This window comes from Propionicimonas sp., assembly GCF_049840635.1.
In the GTDB taxonomy this organism is placed as follows: domain Bacteria; phylum Actinomycetota; class Actinomycetes; order Propionibacteriales; family Propionibacteriaceae; genus Propionicimonas.
In genome coordinates, this window is the sequence record NZ_JASGKL010000005.1 from 1 (window position 1) to 26,318 (window position 26,318).

A 26,318-nucleotide genomic window follows, 5' to 3' on the forward strand; every position below is an offset into this window, starting at 1 on the left:
AAACAAGCCCTCGGCCTATTAGTATCGGTCAGCTCCATGCATTGCTGCACTTCCACATCCGACCTATCAACCCGGTGGTCTTCCGGGGGCCTTACCAGATTAACTCTGTGGGAACCCTCATCTTGAGACGTGCTTCCCGCTTAGATGCTTTCAGCGGTTATCACTTCCAAACGTAGCCAACCAGCCGTGCTCTTGGCAGAACAACTGGCACACCAGAGGTTTGTCCGTCCCGGTCCTCTCGTACTAAGGACAGCCTCTCTCAAGATTCCTACGCGCGCAGCGGATAGGGACCGAACTGTCTCACGACGTTCTAAACCCAGCTCGCGTGCCGCTTTAATGGGCGAACAGCCCAACCCTTGGGACCGACTCCAGCCCCAGGATGCGACGAGCCGACATCGAGGTGCCAAACCATGCCGTCGCTATGGACGCTCGGGCAAGATCAGCCTGTTATCCCCGGGGTACCTTTTATCCGTTGAGTGACGGCGCTTCCACGTGCCACCGTCAGATCACTAGTCCCGACTTTCGTCCCTGCTTGAGGTGTCCCTCTCACAGTCAAGCTCCCTTGTGCACTTACACTCAAAACCTGATTGCCAACCAGGCTGAGGGAACCTTTGGGCGCCTCCGTTACATTTTGGGAGGCGACCGCCCCAGTCAAACTACCCATCAGGCACTGTCCCTGATCCAGATAATGGACCTAGGTTAGATATCCAGAACAGCCAGAGTGGTATTTCAACGTTGACTCCACAAGAACTGGCGTCCCTGCTTCAAAGTCTCCCACCTATCCTACACAAGCTGTACCGAACACCAATACCAAACTATAGTAAAGGTCCCGGGGTCTTTCCGTCCTGCTGCGCGTAACGAGCATCTTTACTCGTAGTGCAATTTCGCCGAGTTCGTGGTGGAGACAGCGCCCAAATCGTTACTCCATTCGTGCAGGTCGGAACTTACCCGACAAGGAATTTCGCTACCTTAGGATGGTTATAGTTACCACCGCCGTTTACTGGGGCTTAAGTTCGGTGCTTCGCTTGCGCTGACACTTCCCCTTAACCTTCCAGCACCGGGCAGGAGTCAGTCCGTATACATCGTCTTTCAACTTGGCACGGACCTGTGTTTTTAGTAAACAGTCGCTTGGGCCTGGTCTCTGCGACCCTCAGTGCTTCCCGGAGCAAGTCCGGTAACACGTCAGGTCCCCCTTATCCCGAAGTTACGGGGGTATTTTGCCGAGTTCCTTCACCACGATTCTCTCGATCGCCTTGGTATTCTCTACCTATCCACCTGTGTCGGTTTAGGGTACGGGCGGCTAACAACTCGCTCACGAAAATTTTCTAGGCAGCATAGGATCACCCACTTCAGAAGCCAGAGGCTTCCTCGCCGTCATGTCTCAGGCACGTGAGGTGCGGATTTGCCTACACCTCGCCCTACGCACTTAGCCCGGGACTACCATCGCCCGGGTTGGGCTACCTTCCTGCGTCCCTCCGCAGCTTGCCTAATATGAGTTCGGGTCACAGACTCAAGCCGGCTTGGACCGAAGTCCGCCGCCGACTCTTGCGTGTTTAGCATCACTCACCTCGGCAGGGTCGTTGTTTCGCCGGTACGGGAATATCAACCCGTTGTCCATCGACTACGCCTGTCGGCCTCGCCTTAGGTCCCGACTTACCCAGGGCAGATTAGCTTGACCCTGGAACCCTTGGATATTCGGCGGACGGGTTTCTCACCCGTCATTCGCTACTCATGCCTGCATTCTCACTCGTGTGCTCTCCACGGCTGGGTTACCCCGCCGCTTCACCGCGCACACGACGCTCCCCTACCCATCCGCCCACCTGGACCACGAAGGCCTGGTTACAAGGCGAATGACACAGCTTCGGCGGATTGCTTGAGCCCCGCTAAATTGTCGGCGCAGAATCACTTGACCAGTGAGCTATTACGCACTCTTTCAAGGGTGGCTGCTTCCAAGCCAACCTCCTGGTTGTCTGTGCAACTCCACATCCTTTTCCACTTAGCAATCTCTTAGGGGCCTTAGCTGGTGTTCTGGGCTGTTTCCCTCTCGACTATGAAGCTTATCCCCCACAGTCTCACTGCCGCGCTCTCACTTACCGGCATTCGGAGTTTGGCTGATTTCGGTAAGCTTGTGGGCCCCCTAGACCATCCAGTGCTCTACCTCCGGTAAGAAACACGCGACGCTGCACCTATATGCATTTCGGGGAGAACCAGCTATCACGTAGTTTGATTGGCCTTTCACCCCTATCCACAGCTCATCCCCTCGGTTTTCAACCCAAGTGGGTTCGGGCCTCCACGACGTCTTACCGTCGCTTCACCCTGGCCATGGATAGATCACTACGCTTCGGGTCTAGAGCACGCGACTATGTCGCCCTATTCGGACTTGCTTTCGCTACGGCTTCCCCACACGGGTTAACCTCGCCACGTACCACTAACTCGCAGGCTCATTCTTCAAAAGGCACGCCGTCACCCTTGCAGGCTCCGACGGATTGTAGGCAATCGGTTTCAGGTACTATTTCACTCCCCTCCCGGGGTACTTTTCACCTTTCCCTCACGGTACTTGTCCGCTATCGGTCATCAAGGAGTATTTAGGCTTAACGGGTGGTCCCGCCAGATTCATGCGGAATTTCAGGGGTTCCGCATTACTTGGGGTGACGCTCGGGAGAGATCAACTTACGTCTACAGGGGTGTTACCTTCTGTGCCGGAACTTCCCAGAGTCCTTCGACTTCATTGATCTTTTTTGACTCCCTGACCAGTTAACAGCCTGGTCGGAGCGGCCCCACTACCCCCAGCATGCAACGCCTGTTAGCTATCACACACACTGGGTTTGGCCTCTTCCGCGTTCGCTCGCCACTACTTACGGAATCACGGTTGTTTTCTTTTCCTGTGGGTACTGAGATGTTTCACTTCCCCACGTTCCCTCCAACTACCCTATGTGTTCAGGTAGAGGTCGCCGGACATTACTCCGGTTTCTTTCGAGGTTTCCCTATTCGGAGATCCCCGGATCGAAGCTCGTTTACCAGCTCCCCGGGGCTTATCGCAGGTTACAACGTCCTTCATCGGCTCTTGATGCCTAGGCATCCACCGACTGCCCTTAGTAGCTTGTTATTTCACTACAAAGATGCTCGCGTCCACTGTGCAGTTCTCAAGTAACGGGCGGTCCCAGGGTCGACTCCGCACGTGGCGAGGCCGGCAGCTGGTCCGCAGAAGAGTTGTTGCTGAGCAACCGACCCTTCAGGACCCAACAGCGTGCTTTGGGCTCAGCTCCTGGTCTCGAGGTTCCACTCCGCCGGCGAACCGGACGGTTGTACTGACGAGCCAGGTGGCTCAACTTAATGGTCAATGTTCCACTTGGGTGCCTGCTCCGCCATCGACGTGTGCGATGGAACGAAGCGCTGGACAGGTTGATTAGGCCTGCCAATGGCTCCTTAGAAAGGAGGTGATCCAGCCGCACCTTCCGGTACGGCTACCTTGTTACGACTTAGTCCTAATTACCGGTCCCACCTTCGACGGCTCCCTCCACAAGGGTTAGGCCACCGGCTTCGGGTGTTACCGACTTTCATGACTTGACGGGCGGTGTGTACAAGGCCCGGGAACGTATTCACCGCAGCGTTGCTGATCTGCGATTACTAGCGACTCCGACTTCATGGGGTCGAGTTGCAGACCCCAATCCGAACTGAGACTGGCTTTATGGGATTCGCTCCACCTTGCGGTATTGCAGCCCTTTGTACCAGCCATTGTAGCATGCGTGAAGCCCTGGACATAAGGGGCATGATGACTTGACGTCATCCCCACCTTCCTCCGAGTTGACCCCGGCAGTCTTCTATGAGTTCCCGGCCGAACCGCTGGCAACATAGAACGAGGGTTGCGCTCGTTGCGGGACTTAACCCAACATCTCACGACACGAGCTGACGACAGCCATGCACCACCTGTATACCGACCTTGCGGGGCACCTGTCTCCAGATGTTTCCGGTATATGTCAAACCCAGGTAAGGTTCTTCGCGTTGCATCGAATTAATCCGCATGCTCCGCCGCTTGTGCGGGCCCCCGTCAATTCCTTTGAGTTTTAGCCTTGCGGCCGTACTCCCCAGGCGGGGCACTTAATGCGTTAGCTACGGCACGGAACCCGTGGAATGGGTCCCACACCTAGTGCCCACCGTTTACGGCGTGGACTACCAGGGTATCTAAGCCTGTTTGCTCCCCACGCTTTCGCTTCTCAGCGTCAGGAAATGTCCAGAGAACCGCCTTCGCCACTGGTGTTCCTCCTGATATCTGCGCATTCCACCGCTCCACCAGGAATTCCGTTCTCCCCTACATCCCTCAAGTCCGCCCGTATCGAAAGCAGGCTCAGGGTTAAGCCCTGAGTTTTCACTTCCGACGCAACGGACCGCCTACAAGCTCTTTACGCCCAATAATTCCGGACAACGCTCGCACCCTACGTATCACCGCGGCTGCTGGCACGTAGTTAGCCGGTGCTTCTTCTGCAGGTACCGTCACTTGCGCTTCGTCCCTGCTGAAAGCGGTTTACAACCCGAAGGCCGTCATCCCGCACGCGGCGTTGCTGCATCAGGCTTTCGCCCATTGTGCAATATTCCCCACTGCTGCCTCCCGTAGGAGTCTGGGCCGTATCTCAGTCCCAGTGTGGCCGGTCGCCCTCTCAGGCCGGCTACCCGTCGTCGCCTTGGTGAGCCGTTACCTCACCAACAAGCTGATAGGCCGCGAGCCCATCCTTGACCGTCGGAGCTTTCCACCCCGGCAGATGCCCGCCAGGGTCGTATCCGGTATTAGCAGCTGTTTCCAGCTGTTATCCCGGAGTCAAGGGTAGGTTGCTCACGTGTTACTCACCCGTTCGCCACTGATCAGAGGAGCAAGCTCCTCGTCACCGTTCGACTTGCATGTGTTAAGCACGCCGCCAGCGTTCGTCCTGAGCCAGGATCAAACTCTCCGTTGAAAAATTTCGGTGTGGGCTTTTATGCCCGGTTACCGTCAACTTCGGTCTGATACTGACGCAGACTCATTGCTGAATCTGCTCAATAATCAAAGGAATCCGTTCCGGGTCAGTGTTCGACTTGCGTCTGGCACATCCCCGGGACGGGGTTGATTTCGCACTCCGAGGAGTGCATTTATTGTGCATTGACTTTTAAAGCACGCTGTTGAGTTCTCAAGTTTCGGGTGCGTTCCGCGCTCTGGCTTTCAGACCATTGCTTGGAGCAACTCGACTTACTTTAGTGAGTCGCTTTCTCGATGTCAAATCGGGGAAGCTCTCCCACTTCCTCCCTGGCTGGACCGTTTGGCCTAGTCAGATCGGGTTTCGCACCTCTGCTTCGGTCTTCGACCTCCGCTCGGGGCACTCGTCTTACTTTACGGAGTCGGGAGCCGGCTGTCAAATCGGTTCCTTCTTCCCTCCCCCGCCCGCGACACCGTTGCGGACCTTGGTGGGCCCTGGCATGGGCACACACCGTATCCGTGCGGATCTTGGTGGGTTCGGCGCCCGGTTCGGCCGTGTCGGAGTTCCGACTTCGTCCGTGTCACCGGCAGCGCTCGATGAAGATTACGCAGGTGTAACGCGGTGGTCAAATCGGACGGACGCCCGGGCGTGTCTGCCGTGCTCAGCGCACGATCTCGACCGCTCCGACCGTCTTCCTGCCCCTGCGGAGGACGAGGAAGCGGCCGTCGAGGAGGTCCCCGGACCCGATCCGGGCGTCGACGTCAGTGACCTTGACGTTGTTCAGGTAGGCGCCTCCCTCGGCGATCGCCCTGCGGGCGGCCGACTTGCTCGAGACGATCCCCGACTCGGCCAGGGCGTCCACCACAGTCGGCAGTTCGTCCCCGCACTCCAGCCGCACGGCACCGAGCTCCCCCGTCGCAGCCTCCAGCGCCGCCGGGTCGAGGTCGCGGAGCTCCCCGCGTCCGAACACGGCGGACGCGGCTGCGGTCGCAGCCTGCCGTTCCGCCGGCGAGTGCACGAGGTCGGTGATGTCGTCGGCGAGGGCCCGCTGCGCCGCCCGCAGGTGCGGGGCCTCCATGGTCTGCCTGCCCAGGTCGTCGATCTCCTCGGCGCTGCGCCGGGTGAAGATCCGCAGGTACTCCACGACCTTCGCGTCCTCGGCGTTCAGGAAGAACTGGTGGAAGGCGTAGGGACTCGTCATGGCGGGATCCAGCCACACGGTGCCCGACTCGGTCTTGCCGAACTTCGTCCCGTCCGCCTTGGTCAGCAGCGGCGTGGCCAGTGCATGGACACGCGCCGCCTCGGCTCTCCGGATCAGGTCCACGCCGGCGGTGATGTTGCCCCACTGGTCGGAGCCTCCGGTCTGCAGCGTGACGCCGTGCCGTCGGAACAGCTCCAGGTAGTCCAGCGACTGCAACAGGACGTAGGAGAACTCGGTGTAGGAGATCCCCGACTCCAAGCGCGCCTTGACGACCTCGCGGTCGAGCATGCGGTTCACGCTGAAGTGCTTGCCGATGTCGCGCAGGAAGTCCAGCGCGGACATCTCGGACGTCCAGTCGTAGTTGTTGACGACCACCGCCGCGGCGGGCCCGTCGAAATCGACGAAGCGGCTCACCTGCGCCCTGATCCGCTCCACCCACTCCCCGACGATCTCCTTCGGGTTGAGGTTGCGCTCCGAGCTCTGCTTCGGGTCACCGATGAGCCCGGTCGACCCGCCGACCAGCAGGTAGGGGCGATGGCCGGCGGACTGGAGGATGCGGGCCAGCATCAGTTGGACGAGGTTGCCCATGTGGATGCTCGGCGCGGTCGGGTCGAACCCGACGTAGGAGCTCACCTGCCCACTGTCGAAGGCGGACGCCAGCGCGTCCGGGTCGGTCGAGTGGGCGATGAAGCCCCGCCAGGTCAGTTCGTCGATCACCGCATTCACGCTGCGTAAGCGTACTGGGGCGTCTCGGCTCCGTCCGCACCGGGGTGTCAGGACGGCACCGTAGCCTTCTCCCGGAGGTGGCACATGGCGTCGTTCAGGGCCAGCGCGGGGATCGTGGAGGTCCACGCCGGCGTCGACCCGGCGTCCGTGCTGGAGGCCGCGCGAGCGGCGGTGGCGTCAGGCTGGCACGTCGAGGACTCGTTCGTCGACGTCGAGCCGCTGGCCAGGGGGACGGGCGCGCCGAGGGTGACCGTCCGCTTCGTGGTGCCGACCGGCAACGACGCCGAGGAGGACGCGTCCGCCTGGCAGGCGGCACGCCTCCTCGCCGCGGCCGTCGGCCGGCTGGCCACCTGGACCGACCTTCGCGTGTTCCGCCGCACCCGCGGACGCTGGGACCGCCTCGAGGTCAGCTGAGCGGGCCTGCGTCCACCACAAGGTGGACGGATGCGCGGCGAACTCGCGACAAACCGTCCACCACAACGTGGACGGAACGGCAGCCGGTCCCGCGGAACCGTCCGTTGAACGAGGTGAATGAGGCGGGTGGTCGCCCCCGCGGAAGCGTCCACCACAAGGTGGACGCATCTGCTGTGAACTCGCGACAAAGCGTCCACCTTGTCGTGGACGGTCAGGGAGTCAGGGCGGCCCGCAGCTCGGCGAGTTGGGCGCGGACGGCGTCGGGCGCTGTCCCCCGCGTCCGTTGCGGGACGCGACCGAGCCGTCGGCGGTGAGGACGTCGAGGACGCCGTCGGAAAGCTCCGGGGAGATCTCGGCGAGCTGTGCCGGCGTCAGGTCGGACAGCTCGATGCCGCGCGCCTCGCAGTACTTCACGCACGCACCCGCGATCTCGTGCGCGCGGGCGAAGGGCACCCGGCGGCGCACCAGCCAGTCCGCGACGTCGGTGGCCAGCGAGAACCCGCGCGGCGCCAGTTCGGCCATGCGGTCGTGGTGGAACACCAGCGTCGACACCATCCCGGTGATGGCGGGCAACAGCACGCGCAGTTGGTCGAGGCCGTCAAAGACCGGCTCCTTGTCCTCCTGCAGGTCGCGGTTGTACGCGAGCGGGAGCCCCTTGCAGGTGGCCAACAGGCCGGCCAGGTTGCCGATCAGGCGTCCGGCCTTGCCGCGGGCGAGCTCGGCGACGTCCGGGTTCTTCTTCTGCGGCATGATGCTCGACCCGGTCGACCACGCGTCGTCGAGCGTCGCGAATCCGAACTCGTGCGTGCACCACAGGATGACGTCCTCGCTGAGCCGGGACAGGTCGACCCCGATCTGGGCGAGCACGTACGCCTCTTCCGCCACGAGGTCCCGGGCCGCGGTGCCGTCGATGCTGTTCGGCACGGACGAGGCGAAGCGCAGCTCTCGCGCGACCAACTCCGGGTCGAGGCCCAGCGACGTCCCCGCGAGCGCACCCGACCCGTACGGGCTGACCGCGAGCCGCGCGTCCAGGTCGTGGAGCCGCTGCAGGTCGCGCACGAGCGGCCAGGCGTGGGCGAGCAGATGGTGGCTGAGCAGGACGGGCTGCGCGGACTGCAGGTGCGTGCGGCCGGGCATGATCGCGCCGAGGTTCGCCTCCGCCTGCGTGGCCAGGGCGCCGGCGAGCGTCCGCAGGTCGGTGGCCAGGAGCTGGTTGGCGTCCCGGAGGTAGGCGCGGATCAGCGTCGCGATCTGGTCGTTGCGGGAGCGCCCCGCCCGCAGCCGTCCGCCGAGTTCCGCGCCGACCCGTTCGATCAGGCCGCGCTCGAGCGCGCCGTGCACGTCCTCGTCGGTCGGGGCGGGGACGAACTCTCCGGAGGCGACGTCGCCGTCGAGTTCGTCCAGCCCGATCTCCATCGCGGCGAACTCGTCGTCGGTGAGCAGCCCCGCGGCGTGCAGCGCCACGGCGTGCGCCTTCGAACCGGCGAGGTCGTGGCGGGCGAGCCGCCAGTCGAACTGCGTCGACCGGCTCAGTTCGAACATGGCCTCCGCCGGGCCGCCGGCGAAGCGGCCGCCCCACAGGCGTCCGCTGTCAGTGGCGTCGGTCATGGTGGTCCTCTCGGAGTTCTGGCCCCGGTGTCGGGGAAGGAAGGTGGTGCGGGATGACGATACGGCTCAGCTCAGGTGAAGGCCGAGGAAGGCCTCCGCCATCGCGGCCCCGCCGTCGGCCGCCCTGGTGACGAGCACCACGGTGTCGTCGCCGGCGATCGTGCCGAGGACGGAGGTCCAGCCGACCTTGTCGATGGCGGACGCGAAGAATTGCGCGGCACCCGGGGGCGTGCGCAGGACCGCCAGGTTGGCCGAGCCCTCCGCCGACAGCAGCAGCTCCCCGCAGAGTCGGGCCAGCCGCGCCTCGGCTGACGGCGCGCCGGGGCCGTGCTCGCCGGCCAGCAGCGCGTAGGCGAGCTCGCCGGTCGAGGTGCGGACGCGGACCGCGCCCAGCTCCAGGAGGTCCTTGCTCAGGGTGCCCTGGGAGACCGCGATGCCGTCGTCGACCAGCCGGCCGGCGAGGTCGGCCTGGCTGCGGATCGACTCGCGCTCGATGAGCTCGGCGATCCGCGACTGGCGCGCCGACTTGGTCATCGGTGTGCGCTGCTCGGTCATGGCTGCCCGCCGGCTGGAGCTGGGGAGGCATCGGCCGGGGTCGGGGTCGTGGTCGGGTTCGGGGTTGGGGTCGTGTCCCTGCCGAGCGGCTCCTGGGCCTGTGTCGGCCCGCCCGAAGTCGTTGCCGTCGCGAGGTGCTCGGGGACAGCGTCTTCCGGTGCCGATGCCGCTGCGGGCGTGCCATCAGATGGCGGCACCGAAGCGGGCGGCACGGGTGTGCGCGGCACCGAACCGGGTTGCGCCGAAGCCGACCCGCCAGAAGCCGACCCACCGGAGGCCGACGGCGACGCCACCGAATGCGAGGGAGTGCGCGCCCCCGAGGTACCGGCGGGCGACGCGGCCGCGTCGAGCAGCGCGGGCAGCGCGGCGACGAAACGGTCGATGTCGGCATCGCTGATGGTCAGCGGCGGGGCGAGCCGGAGCACGTTCGGTCGGGGGGCGTTGATCACGAAGCCGGCGTCCAGGGCCGCCTCGGCAACGGCGGCAGCGATCGGGTCGGCGAGCACCACGCCGCGGAGCAGGCCGCGTCCCCGGACGGCGGTCACCTGCGGGTGGTCGAGGCCAAGGATCCCGGACGCGAGCCGCTCCCCCGCTGCGACCACGCGGTCCAGCAGGCCGTCCCGCTCGATGATCCCGATCACGGCGAGCCCTGCCGCCGCGGCCACCGGGTTGCCTCCGAACGTCGTCCCGTGTGAACCCGGACCCAGCAGGGACGCCGCCGCCCCGGTCGCGACGCACGCCCCGACCGGGAACCCGTTCCCCAGGCCCTTCGCGAACGTGACGATGTCGGGCGTGACCCCGGACGCGGAGCTGGCCAGCCAGGCGCCACAGCGACCCAGCCCGGTCTGCACCTCGTCGATCCACAGCAGTGCGCCGACGGCGGTCGTCAGCTCCCGCGCCCTCACCAGGAAGTCCGACGGCGGCTCCACCACGCCGTTCTCGCCCTGGATCGGCTCGACGATCACCGCCGCAACGGTCTCGTCCAGCACCGCGGCCAGCGCGTCCGCGTCGCCGTAGGGCACGAACACGACGTCACCCGGCAACGGCTCGAACGGCTCCCGGTACGCCGGGTTCGCCGTCAGCGCGAGCGCCCCGAGGCTGCGGCCGTGGAACGCCCCCTCCATCGCGACGAGCTTCGTCCGGCCGGTCCGCCGGGTGATCTTGAACCCGGCCTCGTTCGCCTCGGTGCCCGAGTTCGTGAAGAACACCCGGGCCGGTGTCCCCGGCGCGTTCACCGTCGCGAAGCCCGCGAGCCGTTCGGCCAGCGCGATCTGGGTGGGCGTCGCGAAGAAGTTCGACACGTGTCCCAGCGTCGACAGCTGCGCCGAGATCGCCCCGAGCACCTGCGGGTGCGCGTGGCCCAGCGCGTTCACGGCCAGCCCCGCGAGCAGGTCGAGGTAGCGGTTCCCGTCCGCGTCCCACAGGGACACGCCCTCGCCACGGACGAACACCCGCTTCGGCGGCCCGAACGTGTTCATCACCGCGTGCGTGTACCGCGTGGTCAGCTCCGCCTGGCTGCCCCCGGTCGCGACGACGCTCATGACAGCGCCCGGTAGGACGGGCCGAGCACCATCGTGCCCACCCCTGCGTCGGTGAAGATCTCCAGCAGCAATGAGTGCGCGACCCTGCCGTCGATCACGGTGGCCTTGGGGACGCCCGCTTTCACGGCGTTCAGGCACGCCTCCATCTTCGGGATCATGCCGGACGCCAGCGTCGGCAGCAGCGCGGCCAGCGCGTCCACGTCGATCTGGCGGATCACCTCGGTGGAGTGCGGCCAGTCCCGGTACAGGCCCGGCACGTCGGTGAGCACCACGAGCCGCTCGGCCCCCAGCGCCGCCGCCAGCGCACCGGCGGCGGTGTCGGCGTTCACGTTGTGCACCTGGCCCTCCTCGTCAGGGGCGACCGTCGCGACCACGGGGATCCGGCCCGCGTTGATCAGGTCGACCACAGCACCGGGGTTCACCTCCGCCACCTCCCCGACCAGGCCGAGGTCGATCTCCTCCCCGTCCAGTTCAAGGCCCTTGCGCTCAGCGATCAGCAGCCCGGCGTCCTCACCGGAGAGGCCGACGGCGAGCGGACCGTGCGCGTTCAGCAGGCCCACCAGCTCGCGGTTCACCTGTCCCATCAGCACCATGCGCACCACGTCCATCGCCTCGGGCGTGGTCACCCGCAGCCCGCCGCGGAACTCGCTCTCGATGCCGAGCCGCTTCAGCATCGACGAGATCTGCGGGCCGCCGCCGTGCACGACCACCGGCTTCACCCCGACCGTGCGCAGGAACACGATGTCCCTCGCGAACGCCGCCTTGAGGTCGTCGTCGACCATCGCGTTGCCGCCGTACTTCACCACGATCGTCTTCCCCACGTAGCTCTCCAGCCACGGCAGGGCCTCGATCAGGATCTCCGCCTTGCTGCCCGCATCGCTCATGAGGAGTACTCCGCGTTCTCTTTGACGTAGTCGTAGGTGAGGTCGTTGGTCCAGATCGCCGCGGACGCGTCCCCGGCGTGCAGGTGCACCTCGACCAGCACGTCGCGCCCGGTGAGGTCCACCTCGGAGCGGTCGGCGCCCAACTGGCCGTCCACGAACACCCGGACGCCGTTGAACGCGACGTCGACGTGCTCGGGGTCGTACTCGGCGGGGACGGTGCCGGCCGAGGCGAGCACGCGGCCCCAGTTCGGGTCGTTGCCGAAGACGGCGCACTTGAACAGGTTGCTGCGGGCGATCGCGCGCGCGACAGCGAGAGCGTCCGCCTCGGTGGCCGCGCCCTCGACGCGCACCTCGATGTCGTGGGCGGAGCCCTCGGCGTCGGCCAGCAACTGCCGGGCCAGGTCCGCACACACCCCGGTCAGCGCCTCGGAGAACTCGGCGGCGTCGGGCGCCACACCGGACGCGCCGGACGCCATCAGCACGACCGTGTCGTTCGTCGACATGCAGCCGTCGGAGTCCGTGCGGTCGAAGGTGAAGCCGGTCGCGGTGCGCAGGGCGGCGTCGAGCCCGGCGGGCGGGACGACCGCGTCGGTCGTGATCACGACGAGCATGGTGGCCAGCGCCGGCGCGAGCATGCCCGCACCCTTCGCCATGCCGCCGATCGTCCAGCCCGCGGGCGAGGTGTACACGGCCTGCTTCGCGACCGTGTCGGTGGTGCGGATCGCCTCGGCGGCGGACGGGCCGCCGGTGGACGCGAGGTCCTGCGCGGCGAGTTCGATGCCGGTCAGCACCGCGTCCATGGGCAGCCGGACGCCGATCAGTCCCGTCGAGCACACGGCGACGTCCTCGACAGCGCAGCCAACCTCCGCACTCGTCCACTCGGCCATCTGCTTCGCGTCCGCCAGCCCGGCCGCTCCGGTACACGCGTTGGCGCCGCCGGAGTTCAGGACGACCGCGGCCAGGCGTCCGTTCGCCGTCACCTGCCGGCTCCACTGGACGGGGGCGGCGGTGAACCGGTTCGAGGTGTAGACGGCGGCGGCGTGCGCGTCCGGCCCCTCGTTGACGACCAGGGCCAGGTCCGGCTTGCCGGACGCCTTGATCCCGGCGGAGACACCGGCGGCGGTGAACCCCTTGGCTGCGGTGACGCTCACTGTGCGGCTCCGTTCGGAGAGAGATCCCGGGTCAAGCCCGGGATGACAGGAAGGATGGGCGGGATGACGGGGAGGGAGAGATCCCGGGTGGAGCCCCGGATGACAAGGCCCGCGCTCACGGTGCGACTCCGACCGTGGTGAGGCCGAGAGCTTCGGGGAGGCCGAGGGCGATGTTCATGGACTGGATGGCTCCGCCGGCAGTGCCCTTGGTCAGGTTGTCGAGGGCTGCGACGGCGACCAGCCGTCCGGCGGCCTCGTCCACCGTGACCTGGACGTGGACGGCGTTCGAGCCGACGATCGACTGCGTCTGCGGCCACAGACCCTCGGGCAGCACCGTCACGAACGGCTCGTCGCCGTACGCGGCGAGGTAGGTGGAGCGGACGACGTCGACCGGGATGCCCGCGGGCAGCGGTGCGGTGACCGTGGCGAGGATGCCACGCGCCATCGGGGCGAGCACGGGCGTGAACGACAGGGTCGGGGCCTCCGCGCCGAGCAGGGCGAAGTTCTGCAGGATCTCCGGGACGTGCCGGTGCACACCACCGACGCCGTAGGCGCTGGCCGAGCCCATCACCTCCGAGCCGAGCAGGTTCGCCTTGAGCGACTTGCCCGCGCCGGACGTGCCGCTCGCCGCCACCGCGACCACGTCCCTGCCGCTGACGAGGCCGCCGGTGAGCGCGGGCAGCAGGGCCAGCGTCACGGTGGTCGGATAGCAGCCGGGGACGGCGATCCGGCGGGTGCTCGCCAGCACCTCGCGCTGGCCGGGCAACTCGGGCAGGCCGTAGGGCCAGGTGCCGGCGTGGTCGCTGCCGTAGAACTTCCGCCACTGGGCGGGGTCGCTGAGCCGATGGTCGGCGCCCGCGTCCACCACGAGCACGTCGGGACCCAGCTGCGCGGCTACGGCGGCGGAGTGGCCGTGCGGGAGCGCGAGGAAGACGACGTCGTGGTCGGCCAGCGCCTCCGGCGTCGTGGCCTCCACCGTCCGGCCGGCCAACGGCGTGAGGTGCTGGTGGTGGGACAGCAGCGGGGTGCCCGCGTTGGCTCCGGCGGTCAACGCGCCGATCTCCACCTCGGGGTGGCCGAGCAGGAGCCGCAGCACCTCCCCGCCCGCGTAGCCGGTGGCTCCGGCCACCGCGACCTTGATCGTCATAAGCATGACTATGCCGCAGCACGAATGAATATTCCACCCGTGTCCACGGTTTGATCCGATCGTGTCGTCTGCCCGTGCGGGCCGGGCGCCGCGGAAAGGGCGGGCCCGAGAAGGGTTTACCATGCTGGGCGTGCCCGTTTCCGCCGTCGGCGTCAGCCACCACCTCATCCCGCTCGAGGACCTGGCACAGCTGGGTCAGGTGACGCAGCCGTCGCTGGCCGAACTCGACGCGGCGGAACTGCCGGGCCTCGTCCTGCTCAGCACCTGCAACCGGTTCGAGGTGTACTTCGAGTCGGAGAGCTTCCACGGCGGCCTCGAACTCGTCCTCGGCGCCCTGCGCCGCTCGCTCCCCGAGGACCACCGCGCCCTCGTCGACCAGTTCCAGGTGTACGCGGGCCAGGCGGCCGTCCAGCACCTCCTCGAGGTCACCAGCGGGCTCGACTCGATGGTGGTGGGCGAGGCCGAGATCATCGGTCAGGTCCGCGAGGCGCTCGCCGCGTCCGGCGACCGCGCGAGCGCGTCCCTGCATCGCCTGTTCCACGCCGCGCTGACCACGGCCAAGGCCGTCACGTCGCAGACCGACCTCGGTGCGGCCGGGCGCTCGATCGCCCAGGTCGGCCTCGACCTCGTCGAGCAGAGGCACTTCGCGCTCGCCGGCCGCACCGCCCTCGTGGTCGGCACAGGAAGCTACGCCCGCGTGGTCACCGCCACGCTCCAGCGCCGGGGCTGCACCGACATCCTCGTCTGGTCCTCCACCGACAGGGCGGGCCGCTTCGCCGAGTCCCACCCCGTCCGGCCGGTCCCGATGGACGGCCTCGCCGATGCCCTGGCCGCCGCGGACCTGCTGGTCACCTGCAGCGGCAGCGAGGGGTCCACCGGTGCCGGCATCGACGCCGGGTTGCTGACCCGCGCCCGCTCCGGGCTCACCGCGCTGCTGCCCGTCCTCGACCTGTCGCTGTCCGGGGACGTCGCCCCCGATGCCGGAGACCTGTTGTTCGTCGACCTGATCGACCTGGAGGAGATCGGCGCGCACGCCCCGGCCGGGCAGACCGCAGCCGTGCTCGCCGCGCGCGACCTCGTCAATCGTGGCGTGGAGACCTACCTCCACCTCGAGCAGGGCCGCGCGGCGACACCCGCCGTGACGGCGATGCGAGCCCACGTCAGCCAGTTCATCGAGCGCGAGATCGAGGCCGCGGCGCGGCGCTACGACCCCGACACCGCCGCAGCGGTGGCCCGCTCCCTGCGCCGGGTGTCGAACGCCCTGCTGCACACGCCGTCGCTGCGCGCAGCCGAACTCGCCCGCACCGGCGAACTCGCCGACTACTCCCACGCCCTGCAGACGCTGTTCGGCATCGAGGTCGAGGCTGACGCGTGAGTTCCCCTGCAGGCGGCACCGCTGCTGGCCGCCTACCGCGGTGCGCAGGTCAGCCGCCGGCCGGTCTGGTTCATGCGGCAGGCCGGACGCTCGCTGCCCGAGTACCGGGCGATCCGCGAGGGCACGTCGATGCTGGACGCCTGCCTCGACCCGGACCTGGCCGCGGAGATCACCGTCCAGCCCGTGCGGCGGCACGACGTGGACGCCGGCATCTTCTTCTCCGACATCGTCGTTCCGCTCCGGCTGGCCGGGGTCGGCGTCGACATCGTCCCCGGCGTGGGACCGGTACTGGACGCGCCGGTGCGCACCGCGGCGGACGTCGCCTCCCTCCCCGAGCTCGACCCGGACGCGCTGGCGCCGGTCCGCGACGGCGTCGCGCTGTCGGTGGATCGGCTCGGTGACGTCCCTCTGATCGGCTTCGCCGGCGCGCCGTTCACGCTCGCCTCCTACCTCGTCGAAGGGCGGCCCGACCGCGACCTGCCCGCGACCCGCGCCCTGCTCGCGTCCGATCCCAACACGTGGCACCGGCTGCTGGGCTGGGTGGCCGGCATCACGGCCGCCTTCCTGCGCGCGCAGATCGGCGCCGGCGCGTCCGCCGTGCAGCTGTTCGACTCCTGGGTGGGCCGGCTCTCCCCCGAGGAGTACCGGCGCGCCGTCCAGCCGCACTCGGCCGCCGTGTTCGCCGCCGTCGCCGACCTGGGCGTTCCGCGCGTCCACTTCGGGACCGCCACCAGGGACCTCCTCCGCGACCTGCGTGCCGCCGGCGCCGACGTGGTGGGCGTGGCGTCCGACATCGGCCTGGACGAGGCGTCCGACCTGCTCGGCGGCGATGTGCCGCTGCAGGGCAACCTCGACCCGGCCCTGCTGACGGCCGACTGGCCGACGCTGGAGGCCGCCGCGCGCGACGTCGTCCGCCGCGGCGCTGCCGCCCCCGGACACGTCTTCAACCTCGGCCACGGCGTCCCGCCCACGACCGACCCCGACACGCTCACCCGGCTCGTCGAGCTGGTGCATTCGATCCCGCCCGAGGAGTCCTGACATGGCGCACCCGACCACCACCCGCCCGGCCCACGGCCACGCCCACGGCATCGGCGCGGTCAAGCCGGAGGGCTGGGCGTACAACCGGGCGCCGATGATCGTCTACTGGGAGCTCACCAACGCCTGCGGCCTGGCCTGCCGGCACTGCCGGGCCACCGCGATGCCGGACGCGATGCCGGGCGAACTCTCCACGACCCAGGCGATCGCCCTGCTGGACGACATCCTCGGCTTCGCCGGCCCCGGCGAGGCGCTGCCCCACGTCGTGATGACCGGTGGCGACCCGCTGCGGCGTCCCGACCTGCCCGAACTGCTCGCTGCCGCGACCGAACGCGGGATCGGCGTCTCGCTGGCCCCCGCGGTCACCCCGCTGCTGACCCGCGAGCGGATCTTCTGGATGAAGGAGATGGGCGTCCAGGCCATCTCGCTGTCGCTGGACGGGTCGACTGCGGCCTTCCACGACGGCGTCCGGATGGTGCCCGGCACCTTCGACGCCACGATCGAGGCGCTCGACATCGCCGCGGAGGCGGGGCTGCCCGTGCAGGTGAACACGCTGGTCACCGCCACCACGGCCGCCGACCTGCCCGCCGTGTACGAGCTGCTCAGCGCGCACACCCTGATGCAGTGGAGCCTGTTCTTCCTGATCTCCATCGGACGCGGCACCGAGCTCACCGAGCTCTCCCCGGCGAGGCCGAGAAGTGGCTGTTGTGGGCGGCGCGGGCGAACCGCGAGGCGTCGTTCCGCGTGAAGACCACCGAGGCCATGCACTTTCGCCGGCTGATGGCCGCGCCGATGCTGCGCGCGGGCAAGTCCAAGGAGGAGGTAGAGTCGCTGCCGCTGTCGCGCTCGTTCGGCATCCGCGACGGCAACGGGATCGTGTTCGTCTCCAACCTCGGCGAGGTCACCCCGTCCGGCTTCCTGCCGCTGAGCGTGGGCAACGTGAAGGACGCGTCGCTGGTCAGCCTGTACCGCGACCAGCCGGTGATGCGTGCCCTGCGCGACCCCGACCAGTTCAAGGGACGCTGCGGCGCCTGCGAGTACCACGACTGGTGCGGCGGCTCCCGCGCACGGGCCTACGCCTGGACGGGCGACCCGCTCGAGTCCGACCCGCTCTGCCCGTATGTGCCCAAGCCGGGCGCGAGCCTCGCCCGGTGAGGCTGCTGGTCGTCGGGGGCGGCATCACCGGACTCGCCGCGGCCTGGGAGGCCGCCCGCGGGGACGGGGAACGCCCGCCGGCCGACGTGCTGCTGGTCGAGTCCTCGGACCGGCTCGGCGGAAAGCTGCACACCGAGCACGCCGACGGACTGCTGATCGAGCACGGGCCGGACTCGTTCGTCAGCTACCGGCCGGCGGCGTCCCGGCTGGCCACCGAGGTCGGCCTCGGCGACGACCTGGTCGGTACCACCGGGGCGCGGGTCGTCTACCTGCGCTCGCGCGGGAAACTGCGTCCGCTGCCCGCGGGGATGGGCATGGTGCTGCCCACGCGGCTCGGCCCGTTCGTCACCACCGGGATCCTCTCCCCTGCCGACAAGCTCCGCGCCGGCCTCGACCTCGTCCTGCCCCGGCAGTTGCGCGACGGTGAGGACGTCGCGATCGGCGCGTTCCTGCGGGCGCGGCTCGGCGGGGGCATCGTCCGCCGCTTCGCCGACCCGATGGTGGGCGGCATCTACGGCGCCGGCGTCGATGAGCTCAGCCTGGACGCGGTCCTACCGTCGCTGAGGGCCGACGAAGCCGCGCACCGCAGCCTGATGCTGGCTGCGCTCGCGTCCGGGAGGAAGACCAGGGCCGCCGGCCGCGGCCCCGGGTCGCCGTTCCGGACGTTGCGCGGCGGGCTGGGCAGCCTGGTGGACGCGGTCTCCGGCCGGCTGGTGGAGGCCGGAGCCGATCTGCGGACCGGCACCGGAGTGACTGAACTGCGGCCGAGCCCTTCGGGCGGCGTCGAGGCGGTGCTCGGCGACGGGACGGTCGAGGCGGCGGACGCGGTGGTGTTGGCCGGTGGAGTGGCCAGTTCGGCAGCGCTCCTGGCGGTGCCGGCACCCGAGGCCGCACGGGCCCTCTCGGGGGTGCCACTGGCCACCTCCACCGTGGTAACCCTCTGCTACCCCGCGTCCGCGTTCGCCACACCGGTGGAGACGCACGGCTGGCTGGAGGCCGATCCCGCGCCGATCAGCGGCATCACGGTGAGCTCGGCCAAGTGGGCGGGCAGGGCCCCGGAGGACGCCGTGCTGATCCGCGCTTTCGTCCCGGAACGGCTCGGTGAGATCGCGCTGGCCGCGGAGGACGTCCTGCTCGAACGGGTGGTCGACCACGTCGGGACGGTGCTCGGCGCGAGGCAGCGGCCCACCCTCACCCGGGTCGCCCGCTGGCAGTCCGTCATGCCGAAGTACACCGTCGGACACCCCGCGCGCGTGGCGGCCGCGGAGGCAGGGCTCGCCCACCTGCCGGCCTGGCGGGTGGCCGGCTCCGCACTGCACGGTGTAGGCGTTCCCGACTGCGTCGCGGACGGTCGCCGCCAGGCGGGGATCGCTCTGGCCACCAGCACATCTGTTTCCAGTTAGGGTGCCCTCATGACCCAGTCGACCGAAGAGATCCACTACACCTGCTACGCCGTGTTCGCCCGCCGGGGGCCCGTTCCCGTCGACATCGCCGGCCTCACGCAGGAGTTGGTCGCGGACCTTGCGGGCGCGGGGATCACCACGCGCGGGCTCTACGACGTCCACGGCATGCCGGCGGACGCCGACGTCCTGGTCTGGTTGCACGGGCAGTCGGCCGAGGACCTCCAGGAGGCCCAGCGGCGCTTCCAGCGCGAGGCGTTCGGCGGGGCGGTCGATGCGGTCTGGTCGGCGTTCGGCGTCGATCGCCAGGCCGAATTCAGCCGCGACCACGCCCCCGCCTTCCTGCAGGGCAAGGAGCCGAAGCGGTGGCTGACCGTCTACCCCTTCGTCCGCTCCTACGAGTGGTACGTGCTCCCCGAGGAGGAGCGCAGGGCGCTGCTGGCGGAGCACGGCCTGAAGGGGCGGGACTACCCGGAGGTGCTCGCCAACACCGTGGCGGCGTTCGCCCTCGGCGACTACGAGTGGATCCTCGGGCTGGAGGCGGACGAGCTCGTCGAGCTCACCGACCTGATGCGCCACCTGCGCGCGACCGGGGCACGGCGGCACGTCCGGGTCGAGGTGCCGTTCTACACCGGCCACCGGATCGAGGCGTCCGACCTGCCCAGGGTGCTGCGATGAGTACTTCATTGAAGTACGACGCGGTGCTGCTGATGGGCTTCGGCGGTCCGGAGGGCACCGAGGAGGTCGTGCCGTTCCTCGAGCGGGTCACGGCGGGACGCGGCATCCCGAGGGAGCGCCTGGTCGAGGTGGGCCAGCACTACTTCACCCTCGGCGGGGTCAGCCCCATCAACGCCCAGAACCGAGCCCTGCGAGCGGCGCTGGCCGACGCGCTCCGCGCGCAGGGCGTCGACATCGAGACCGTGCTCGCCAACCGGAACTCCCCTCCGTTCGTACCGGACGTGCTGGCCGACCTCGCGGGACGCGGCCACCGCCGGGTCCTGGCCGTCGCGACCGCCGCCTACGCCGGGTACTCCTCGTGCCGGCAGTACCGCGAGGACCTCGGCCTGGCCCTGGCGGACGGCCAGGTGGACGTCGACGCGCGCAAACTGCCGCCGTTCTACGACCTCCCTGCCTTCGTCGGGGCCATCACCGAGCTGCTCCTGGCCAGCCTGCCGGCCGACCTCGACCTGGCCCCCGACAGCACCCGGCTGGTCTTCACCACCCACTCCATCCCCACAGTCGCCGCGCGCAACGCCGGCCCCGAGGGCGACGCCTACCTCACCGAGCACCGCTGGGTCGCCGCGCGGGTCGTGGAGGCGATCGCCGCGGCCACGGGCGTCGCCAAGCCGTGGGACCTCGTCTTCCAGTCCCGCAGCGGCCCGCCGCAGGTGCCGTGGCTCGAACCGGACGTGAACGACGCGCTGCGCGAGTTCGCCGCGTCCGGCACGACCGACGTCGTGCTGGTGCCGATCGGTTTCATCTCCGACCACATGGAGGTGATCTGGGACCTCGACACGCAAGCCCAGGAGACCGCGGCCGAACTCGGCGTCCGCCTCATCCGGACGCCGACGGTCGGGACGCATCCGGGGTTCGTCGCCGATCTCGCCGCGCGCATCGCCACCGAGCTGCGGACGGGGTCGCCCGAGCCCGGGCCAGGGCAGTTCTGCTTCGGCGGCTGCTGCGCGAACCCGCGCCGCGACGCCCCCGTCGCGCCGGGGCTCGCCCAGGACCCGACACGGTGAAGCTCCGCCTCGCCACCCGGGGTTCCGCGCTCGCCTGGACGCAGTCGGGCACGGTCGCGGACGCCCTGCGGGCGCTCGGCCACGAGGTCGAACTCGTCAAGGTGACCACCCACGGCGACGTGTCCACCGCGCCGCTGGCCAGCCTCGGCGGCGCCGGGGTGTTCGTCGGGGCGGTGCGGGCCGCCGTCCTCGCCGGTGAGGCCGACTTCGCCGTCCACTCGTTCAAGGACCTGCCCACGGCCGCGGCCGACGGGCTGCTCCTCGCCGCCGTCCTCACGCGCGAGGACCCGTCCGACGCGCTCTGCGCCCGCGAGGGGTGGACGGTGGCGACGCTCCCCCGCGGCGCGAAGGTGGGCACCGGTTCGCCCCGCCGTGCCGCCCAGCTGCTCGCCCTGCGTCCCGACCTCGAGGTGGTGGCGATCCGCGGCAACGTGGAGACCCGGCTGCGCCGCGCGGGCGACGACCTCGACGCGGTCGTGCTGGCCGCCGCCGGCCTGCGCCGGCTCGGGCTGGCCGATGCGATCACGCAGCGGCTCGACGCGTCCGACTTCCTGCCGGCACCCGCCCAGGGCGCGCTGGCTGTGGAGTGCCGGGCGGACGCCCCGGCAGAGCTCCTCGCGGCGCTGGGTGGGCTCGATGACCGTCCCACGAGGCTGGCGGCGCTCGCCGAACGAGCGGTGCTCGCCCGGCTGGAGGCCGGCTGTGCCGCCCCGGTGGCCGCGTACGCCGTGGTGGCGGACGGACGGCTGCGGCTGGACGCCACCGTGGTGGCCGTGGACGGCTCGGCTCAGGTGCGTGGATCGGACGACGGCGACGCCACCGAGGACGCCGCGGTCGCGCTCGGCGACCGCGTCGCCCTGCAACTGCTGGACGCGGGCGCCGCGGGGCTGGTGGACCTGGCCGCGAGCAAGCCCAGGCCGCTCACCGGGCGCCGCATCCTCGTCCCGGACCGGCTGCCGGCCGGAACGAGCGAGGCGCTGGAGGCCGCCGGTGCCGACGTGGTGGAAGCTGTGTTCACCTGGTTCGAGGCTCTCGCGGGCGACGAACTGGAGGCCGCCCTCGCCGAGAACTGGGACTGGCTGGTGGTCAGCTCGCCGCGCACGGTCGCCGCGCTCGATGCCGGGCGACTGGCCGGGGTGCGCGTCGCCGCCGTCGGGCCGGCGACCGCGTCCGCCCTGGCCGCGGCGGGGTTCGCCGTCGACCTCGTGGCCGACGGGGGCGGGTCCGCGCTGGCCGCAGCGTTCGCGTCCGGCCCCGGCCGGGTGCTGCTGCCGGGAGCGGCGGAACACTCGGCCGAGCCGACAGCAGGGCTGGCGACGAAGGGCTGGGAGGTCCGCAACGTCGCCGTCTACCGGACGGTGCCCGCGGCTCTGCCCGAGGCAGTGGTCAGCCTTTGGCAAGAGGGTGGCCTCGACGCGGTGCTGGTCACCGCCGGGTCTGTGGCGCGCTCCGCCGTCGCGTCTGCAGGGCTGCCGGGCCCGCGGGTGATCGCACTCGGGGAACCGTCCGCCGCCGCCGCCCGAGGCGTAGGACTGGACGTGGCCGCGGTCGCCGTCCGCCCCGACGCCGCGTCCATCGCGGACGCCGCGCTGCGCGCGCTCGCCTGACCGGTCGGCGGGGATTCGGGCCACGCCAGGCACGAAGAGCCCGACCTCGTCGACGAATCCGACCACCACAAAGTGGACCCAAGTGCGGCGAACTCACGACAAACCGTCCACCCTGACGCAGACGGGACAGCGAGATCCCGGGTCAAGCCCGGGATGACAGCGGCGGCCGCGTCGACCACGGACGACCCACGGCCCTGGCACCCCGGCGCACCACAGACCGTCCACCTTGACGCCGACCGCGACCCGTCCACCACAAAGTGGACCCAAGTGCGGCAAACTCACGACGATCCGTCCACCTTGACCCCGACCCGCGACCCGTCCACCACAAGGTGGACGGAACTGCGGCGAACTCACGACAAACCGTCCACCTTGTCGGTACGAGGGGACGGGCTACAGCTCGGGGACCAGGTCGGCGACCGAGTCGAGGACGAGGTTGGGACGATACGGGAAGGTCTCGATCTCCTCGCGGGCGGTCACGCCGGACAGGACGAGGACGGTGAGCAGGCCCGCCTCCATGCCGGCCACGATGTCGGTGTCCATCCGGTCGCCGATCATCGCGGTCGTCTCGGAGTGCGCCTCGATCCGGTTCATCGCCGAGCGGAACATCATCGGGTTCGGCTTGCCCACCACGTAGGGCTGCCGGTTGGTCGCGGCCGTGATCATGGCGGCCACCGCACCCGTCGCGGGCAGAACGCCGGTCGGCGAAGGGCCGGTCGTGTCGGGGTTCGTCACGATGAACCGGGCGCCGGCGTTGATGAGCCGGATGGCCGTGGTGATCGCTTCGAACGAGTAGTTGCGGGTCTCCCCCAGTACCACGTAGGACGGGTTGGTGTCGGTGAGCACGAAGCCGGCGCTGTGCAGTGCGGTGGTGATGCCCGCCTCGCCGATCACGTAGGCCGTCCGCTCCCCCGACTGCGACTTCAGGAACGCCCCCGTCGCCATCGCCGACGTCCACAGGTTCTCCTCCGGCACCTCCAGGCCCGACCGGGCCAGCCGCGCGGCCAGGTCGCGCGGCGTGTAGGTGGAGTTGTTCGTCAGGATCAGGAACCGCCGGGACGTGTCCACCCAGCGCTGCAGGAGTTCGGCCGCCCCGGGGATCGGCTGCTCCTCGTGGACCAGCACGCCGTCCATGTCGGTCAGGAAGCACTCGATGTCACGCACACGCCGGTTGCCCATGCGCCCAGTCTTCCATCCCCCGGGCCGTCCCGCTCCTTCCGCCACCGCGCACCCCACCCCCGCCGGTGCGAGAGAATGGACGCCACCCCACCGACACTGTCCACAGCGCACGGCACTCACGCCATGACTCCGACGAGTCGGTGAAACGGGGACCTTCGAGGAGGAGCAGAGCATGATCCCACCCGTCCGGCGGCCACGGCGGCTGCGCAGCACCCCGGCGATCCGGAGGCTCGTGGCCGAGACCCGCGTGCAGCCAGCGCAGCTCCTGCTGCCGGTGTTCGTCGCGGACGGGCTGGACGCGCCGCGTCCGATCAACTCGCTGCCCGGTGTCGTCCAGCACACGCTCGACTCCGTCCGCGCCGAGGCCGGACGCGCGGTCGCGGCGGGCCTCGGCGGCATCGTCCTCTTCGGCGTCCCCGAGGCCGACGACAAGGACGCGACCGGCTCCGCCGGCTGGGCCGACGACGGCATCCTCAACCGCGCGATCGCCGCCGTCCGTGGCGAGACCGGGGACGACCTGCCGATCTTCGCCGACACCTGCCTGGACGAGTTCACCGACCACGGGCACTGCGGCGTCCTGGCCGCGGACGGGACGGTCGCCAACGACGCCACCGTCGAGCTGTACGTGCGCCAGGCCGTCTCCCAGGCCAGGGCCGGCGCCCACTTCGTCGCCCCGTCCGGGATGATGGACGGTCAGGTCGCGGCGATCCGCTCCGGCCTCGACCTCGCCGGGTTCACCGACGTCGGCATCCTCGCCTACGCGGTCAAGTACGCGTCCGCCTTCTACGGTCCGTTCCGCGAGGCCGTCGGATCGTCGCTCGTCGGGGACCGACGCGCCTACCAGCAGGACCCGGCCAACCGCCGCGAGGGACGCCTCGAGGCCTCCCTCGACGAGCTGGAGGGCGCCGACATCCTGATGGTGAAGCCCGCCGGCCACTACCTCGACGTGCTGGCCGACGTCGCCGCGTGGACGCGCGTCCCCGTCGCCGCCTACCAGGTCTCCGGCGAGTACGCGATGATCGCCGCCGCGGCCGAGCACGGCTGGATCGACCGGCAGGCCGCGCTGGTCGAGTCGGTCACGGCGATCGCGCGGGCAGGCGCCGACATCGTGCTCACCTACGCCGCCCTCGAACTGGCGGGGTGGCTGCGATGAGCACCAACGCCGAGGCGTTCGACCGCGCGAGCAGGGTCATCCCCGGCGGTGTGTCCTCCCCCGTCCGGGCCTTCGGATCCGTTGGCGGGACGCCGGTGTTCGTGGCCCGCGCCGAGGGCGCGCTGCTGTGGGACGTGGCCGGACGCGAGTACGTCGACCTCGTCGGCTCGTGGGGGCCGGCCATCCTCGGCCACGCCCACCCCGAGGTCGTCGGTGCCGTGCAGGCGGCGGCGTCCCGCGGGCTGTCGTTCGGCGCTCCCACGCTCGCCGAGGCGGAGCTGGCCGAACTCGTCCGCGGCCGGGTGCCGCTGGCGGAGAAGGTGCGGTTCGTCTCCACCGGGACGGAGGCCTGCATGACCGCCGTCCGACTGGCGAGGGGCGCCACCAGGCGCGACCTGGTCGTGAAGTTCGCCGGCTGCTACCACGGCCACTCGGACGCGCTGCTGGCGGCGGCCGGTTCCGGCGTCGCGACCGCGGGGCTGCCCGGCTCGGCCGGTGTGCCCGCCGCGGCCGCGGCCCAGACCCTCGTCCTGCCGTACAACGACGTGAAGGCACTCGCGCTCGCCTTCGAGCAGCGCGGGCACGAAATCGCCGCGGTGATCACCGAGCCGGCCGCGGCCAACATGGGCATCGTCCCGCCCGAGCCCGGCTTCAACGCCGCGCTGCGCGAGCTCACCGCCGCGCACGGCGCGTTGCTGATCTACGACGAGGTCCTGACCGGGTTCCGGGTCTCCGACGCCGGCTGGTGGGGCCACGAGGGACGCGTCGTCACCCCGGACCTGTTCACCTTCGGCAAGGTCGTGGGCGGCGGGATGCCGCTGGCCGCGATCGGCGGGCGTGCCGACCTGATGGACCTCCTGGCACCGCTGGGTCCCGTCTACCAGGCCGGGACGCTTTCGGGGAATCCGCTCGCGACGGCAGCGGGGATCCGCACGCTGCAGCTGGCGAACACCGACGTCTACGCCCGGGTGGACGTGGCCGCGGCGACTCTGGCCGCAGAGGTCGAGGCCGCGCTGCGGGTCGCCGGGGTCCCGCACCGGTTGCAGCGCGCGGGGTCACTGTTCTCGGTGTTCTGGGGCGTCGAGGACGCCGTCACCGACTACGCGTCCGCCCAGCGCCAGGACGCGGGCGCCTACCGCGCCTTCTTCCACGCGATGCTGGACGCGGGGGTCGCACTGCCCCCGTCCGCCTACGAGGCGTGGTTCCTCTCCGCCGTCCATGACGAAACGGTCCTCGCCCGGATCTGCACGGCCCTGCCGAGCGCCGCGCGGGCGGCCGCGGAGGCGCTCACGCCCTGAGCCGGCTGGCATCGCCGGCTTCGCGACTTTCGGCCCCGAAATCGTGGCCGGCAAGAGGCAGGGCTCACGACTTTGCGGCTTTCCGCCCCGAATGCGTAGCCCTGACTGGGCGCGACCGGGGCCGAAGGCCGCGGATCGGGTGTCGGCGACGGGAGCGCCCTGCCATTCGGGGCCGAAAGGCGCACCTGCGTGCGAGTGAGTCCC

General features: G+C 69.5%; 18 protein-coding genes, 2 rRNA genes and 2 pseudogenes. 12 read left to right on the plus strand and 10 right to left on the minus strand.

Annotated elements, in window-relative coordinates; genetic code table 11:
- From QM779_RS05955 to tyrS, 3 genes are all read right to left on the minus strand, one after another.
- A 23S ribosomal RNA gene (locus QM779_RS05955) occupies window positions 1-3,106 on the minus strand.
- A 324-nt stretch (window positions 3,107-3,430) separates the two neighbouring features.
- Window positions 3,431-4,949: ribosomal RNA gene (locus tag QM779_RS05960) — 16S ribosomal RNA — on the minus strand.
- Together the 16S and 23S rRNA genes form the textbook arrangement of a ribosomal RNA operon.
- A 658-nt stretch (window positions 4,950-5,607) precedes the next feature.
- Window positions 5,608-6,873 (minus strand): tyrosine--tRNA ligase, encoded by a 1,266-nt coding sequence (tyrS, locus tag QM779_RS05965; protein ID WP_428533114.1) that lies wholly within the window; start codon window positions 6,871-6,873, stop codon window positions 5,608-5,610.
- Window positions 6,874-6,957: 84 nt separating this feature from the next.
- Between tyrS and QM779_RS05970 the strand changes: the two genes are divergently transcribed.
- Window positions 6,958-7,287, plus strand: a complete 330-nt coding sequence (locus QM779_RS05970; protein ID WP_428533117.1) for a hypothetical protein — start codon at window positions 6,958-6,960, stop codon at window positions 7,285-7,287.
- Between the two features lie 211 nt (window positions 7,288-7,498).
- On the opposite strand, the pseudogene argH reads toward QM779_RS05970, so the two are convergent.
- From argH to argC, 6 genes and pseudogenes are all read right to left on the minus strand, one after another.
- A pseudogene (gene argH, locus QM779_RS05975) lies at window positions 7,499-8,895 on the minus strand (argininosuccinate lyase).
- A 66-nt stretch (window positions 8,896-8,961) separates the two neighbouring features.
- Window positions 8,962-9,450 (minus strand): arginine repressor, encoded by a 489-nt coding sequence (locus QM779_RS05980; RefSeq protein WP_428533120.1) that lies wholly within the window; start codon window positions 9,448-9,450, stop codon window positions 8,962-8,964.
- Complete coding sequence (locus QM779_RS05985) at window positions 9,447-10,991, minus strand: acetylornithine transaminase (protein ID WP_428533123.1); 1,545 nt, start codon at window positions 10,989-10,991, stop codon at window positions 9,447-9,449. Before QM779_RS05985 ends, QM779_RS05980 begins: the two co-directional genes overlap by 4 nt.
- Window positions 10,988-11,875, minus strand: a complete 888-nt coding sequence (argB, locus tag QM779_RS05990; protein WP_428533126.1) for an acetylglutamate kinase — start codon at window positions 11,873-11,875, stop codon at window positions 10,988-10,990. The genes QM779_RS05985 and argB overlap by 4 nt, the downstream gene beginning before the upstream one ends.
- The gene (gene argJ / locus QM779_RS05995) at window positions 11,872-13,026 is read right to left on the minus strand and encodes a bifunctional glutamate N-acetyltransferase/amino-acid acetyltransferase ArgJ (RefSeq protein ID WP_428533129.1); all 1,155 of its coding nucleotides are present in this window, start codon (window positions 13,024-13,026) and stop codon (window positions 11,872-11,874) included. Before argJ ends, argB begins: the two co-directional genes overlap by 4 nt.
- Before the next feature lie 115 nt (window positions 13,027-13,141).
- On the minus strand, window positions 13,142-14,173 hold the full coding sequence (argC, locus tag QM779_RS06000; protein WP_428533132.1) for an N-acetyl-gamma-glutamyl-phosphate reductase: 1,032 nt from the start codon (window positions 14,171-14,173) through the stop codon (window positions 13,142-13,144).
- 130 nt (window positions 14,174-14,303) lie between these two features.
- Between argC and QM779_RS06005 the strand changes: the two genes are divergently transcribed.
- The 9 genes and pseudogenes from QM779_RS06005 to QM779_RS06045 all read left to right on the plus strand — a co-directional run bounded on the left by QM779_RS06005 (window position 14,304) and on the right by QM779_RS06045 (window position 22,487).
- Window positions 14,304-15,548 (plus strand): glutamyl-tRNA reductase, encoded by a 1,245-nt coding sequence (locus tag QM779_RS06005; RefSeq protein ID WP_428533135.1) that lies wholly within the window; start codon window positions 14,304-14,306, stop codon window positions 15,546-15,548.
- A 6-nt stretch (window positions 15,549-15,554) separates the two neighbouring features.
- Window positions 15,555-16,586 (plus strand): uroporphyrinogen decarboxylase, encoded by a 1,032-nt coding sequence (gene hemE / locus QM779_RS06010; protein ID WP_428538312.1) that lies wholly within the window; start codon window positions 15,555-15,557, stop codon window positions 16,584-16,586.
- A 1-nt stretch (window position 16,587) separates the two neighbouring features.
- Window positions 16,588-17,331, plus strand: a complete 744-nt coding sequence (locus tag QM779_RS06015; protein ID WP_428533138.1) for a radical SAM protein — start codon at window positions 16,588-16,590, stop codon at window positions 17,329-17,331.
- A complete protein-coding gene (locus QM779_RS06020) occupies window positions 17,328-17,738 on the plus strand; it encodes a hypothetical protein (protein WP_428533141.1) in 411 nt (136 codons plus the stop codon). The genes QM779_RS06015 and QM779_RS06020 overlap by 4 nt, the downstream gene beginning before the upstream one ends.
- A complete protein-coding gene (hemG, locus tag QM779_RS06025; RefSeq protein ID WP_428533144.1) occupies window positions 17,735-19,141 on the plus strand; it encodes a protoporphyrinogen oxidase in 1,407 nt (468 codons plus the stop codon). Before QM779_RS06020 ends, hemG begins: the two co-directional genes overlap by 4 nt.
- Window positions 19,142-19,150: 9 nt before the next feature.
- Entirely contained in the window at window positions 19,151-19,816 is a 666-nt protein-coding gene (gene hemQ / locus QM779_RS06030) for a hydrogen peroxide-dependent heme synthase (RefSeq protein ID WP_428533147.1), read from the plus strand.
- On the plus strand, window positions 19,813-20,880 hold the full coding sequence (locus QM779_RS06035) for a ferrochelatase (RefSeq protein ID WP_428533150.1): 1,068 nt from the start codon (window positions 19,813-19,815) through the stop codon (window positions 20,878-20,880). The genes hemQ and QM779_RS06035 overlap by 4 nt, the downstream gene beginning before the upstream one ends.
- A pseudogene (hemC, locus tag QM779_RS06040) lies at window positions 20,877-21,788 on the plus strand (hydroxymethylbilane synthase); the annotation flags it as partial. The gene QM779_RS06035 and the pseudogene hemC, both read left to right, overlap by 4 nt.
- Window positions 21,771-22,487, plus strand: coding sequence for a uroporphyrinogen-III synthase (locus tag QM779_RS06045; RefSeq protein WP_428538315.1), 717 nt, complete (start codon window positions 21,771-21,773; stop codon window positions 22,485-22,487). The pseudogene hemC and the gene QM779_RS06045, both read left to right, overlap by 18 nt.
- A gap of 390 nt (window positions 22,488-22,877) precedes the next feature.
- Here QM779_RS06045 and QM779_RS06050 read toward each other — a convergent pair whose 3' ends face one another.
- Window positions 22,878-23,663, minus strand: coding sequence for an HAD-IIA family hydrolase (locus QM779_RS06050; protein ID WP_428533153.1), 786 nt, complete (start codon window positions 23,661-23,663; stop codon window positions 22,878-22,880).
- A gap of 172 nt (window positions 23,664-23,835) precedes the next feature.
- On the opposite strand from QM779_RS06050, the gene hemB reads away from it, so the two are divergent.
- Together hemB and hemL are read left to right on the plus strand one after the other, a co-directional pair.
- The gene (gene hemB, locus QM779_RS06055) at window positions 23,836-24,816 is read left to right on the plus strand and encodes a porphobilinogen synthase (protein WP_428533156.1); all 981 of its coding nucleotides are present in this window, start codon (window positions 23,836-23,838) and stop codon (window positions 24,814-24,816) included.
- Entirely contained in the window at window positions 24,813-26,114 is a 1,302-nt protein-coding gene (hemL, locus tag QM779_RS06060; RefSeq protein ID WP_428533159.1) for a glutamate-1-semialdehyde 2,1-aminomutase, read from the plus strand. The genes hemB and hemL overlap by 4 nt, the downstream gene beginning before the upstream one ends.
- Window positions 26,115-26,318: the final 204 nt, after the last annotated feature.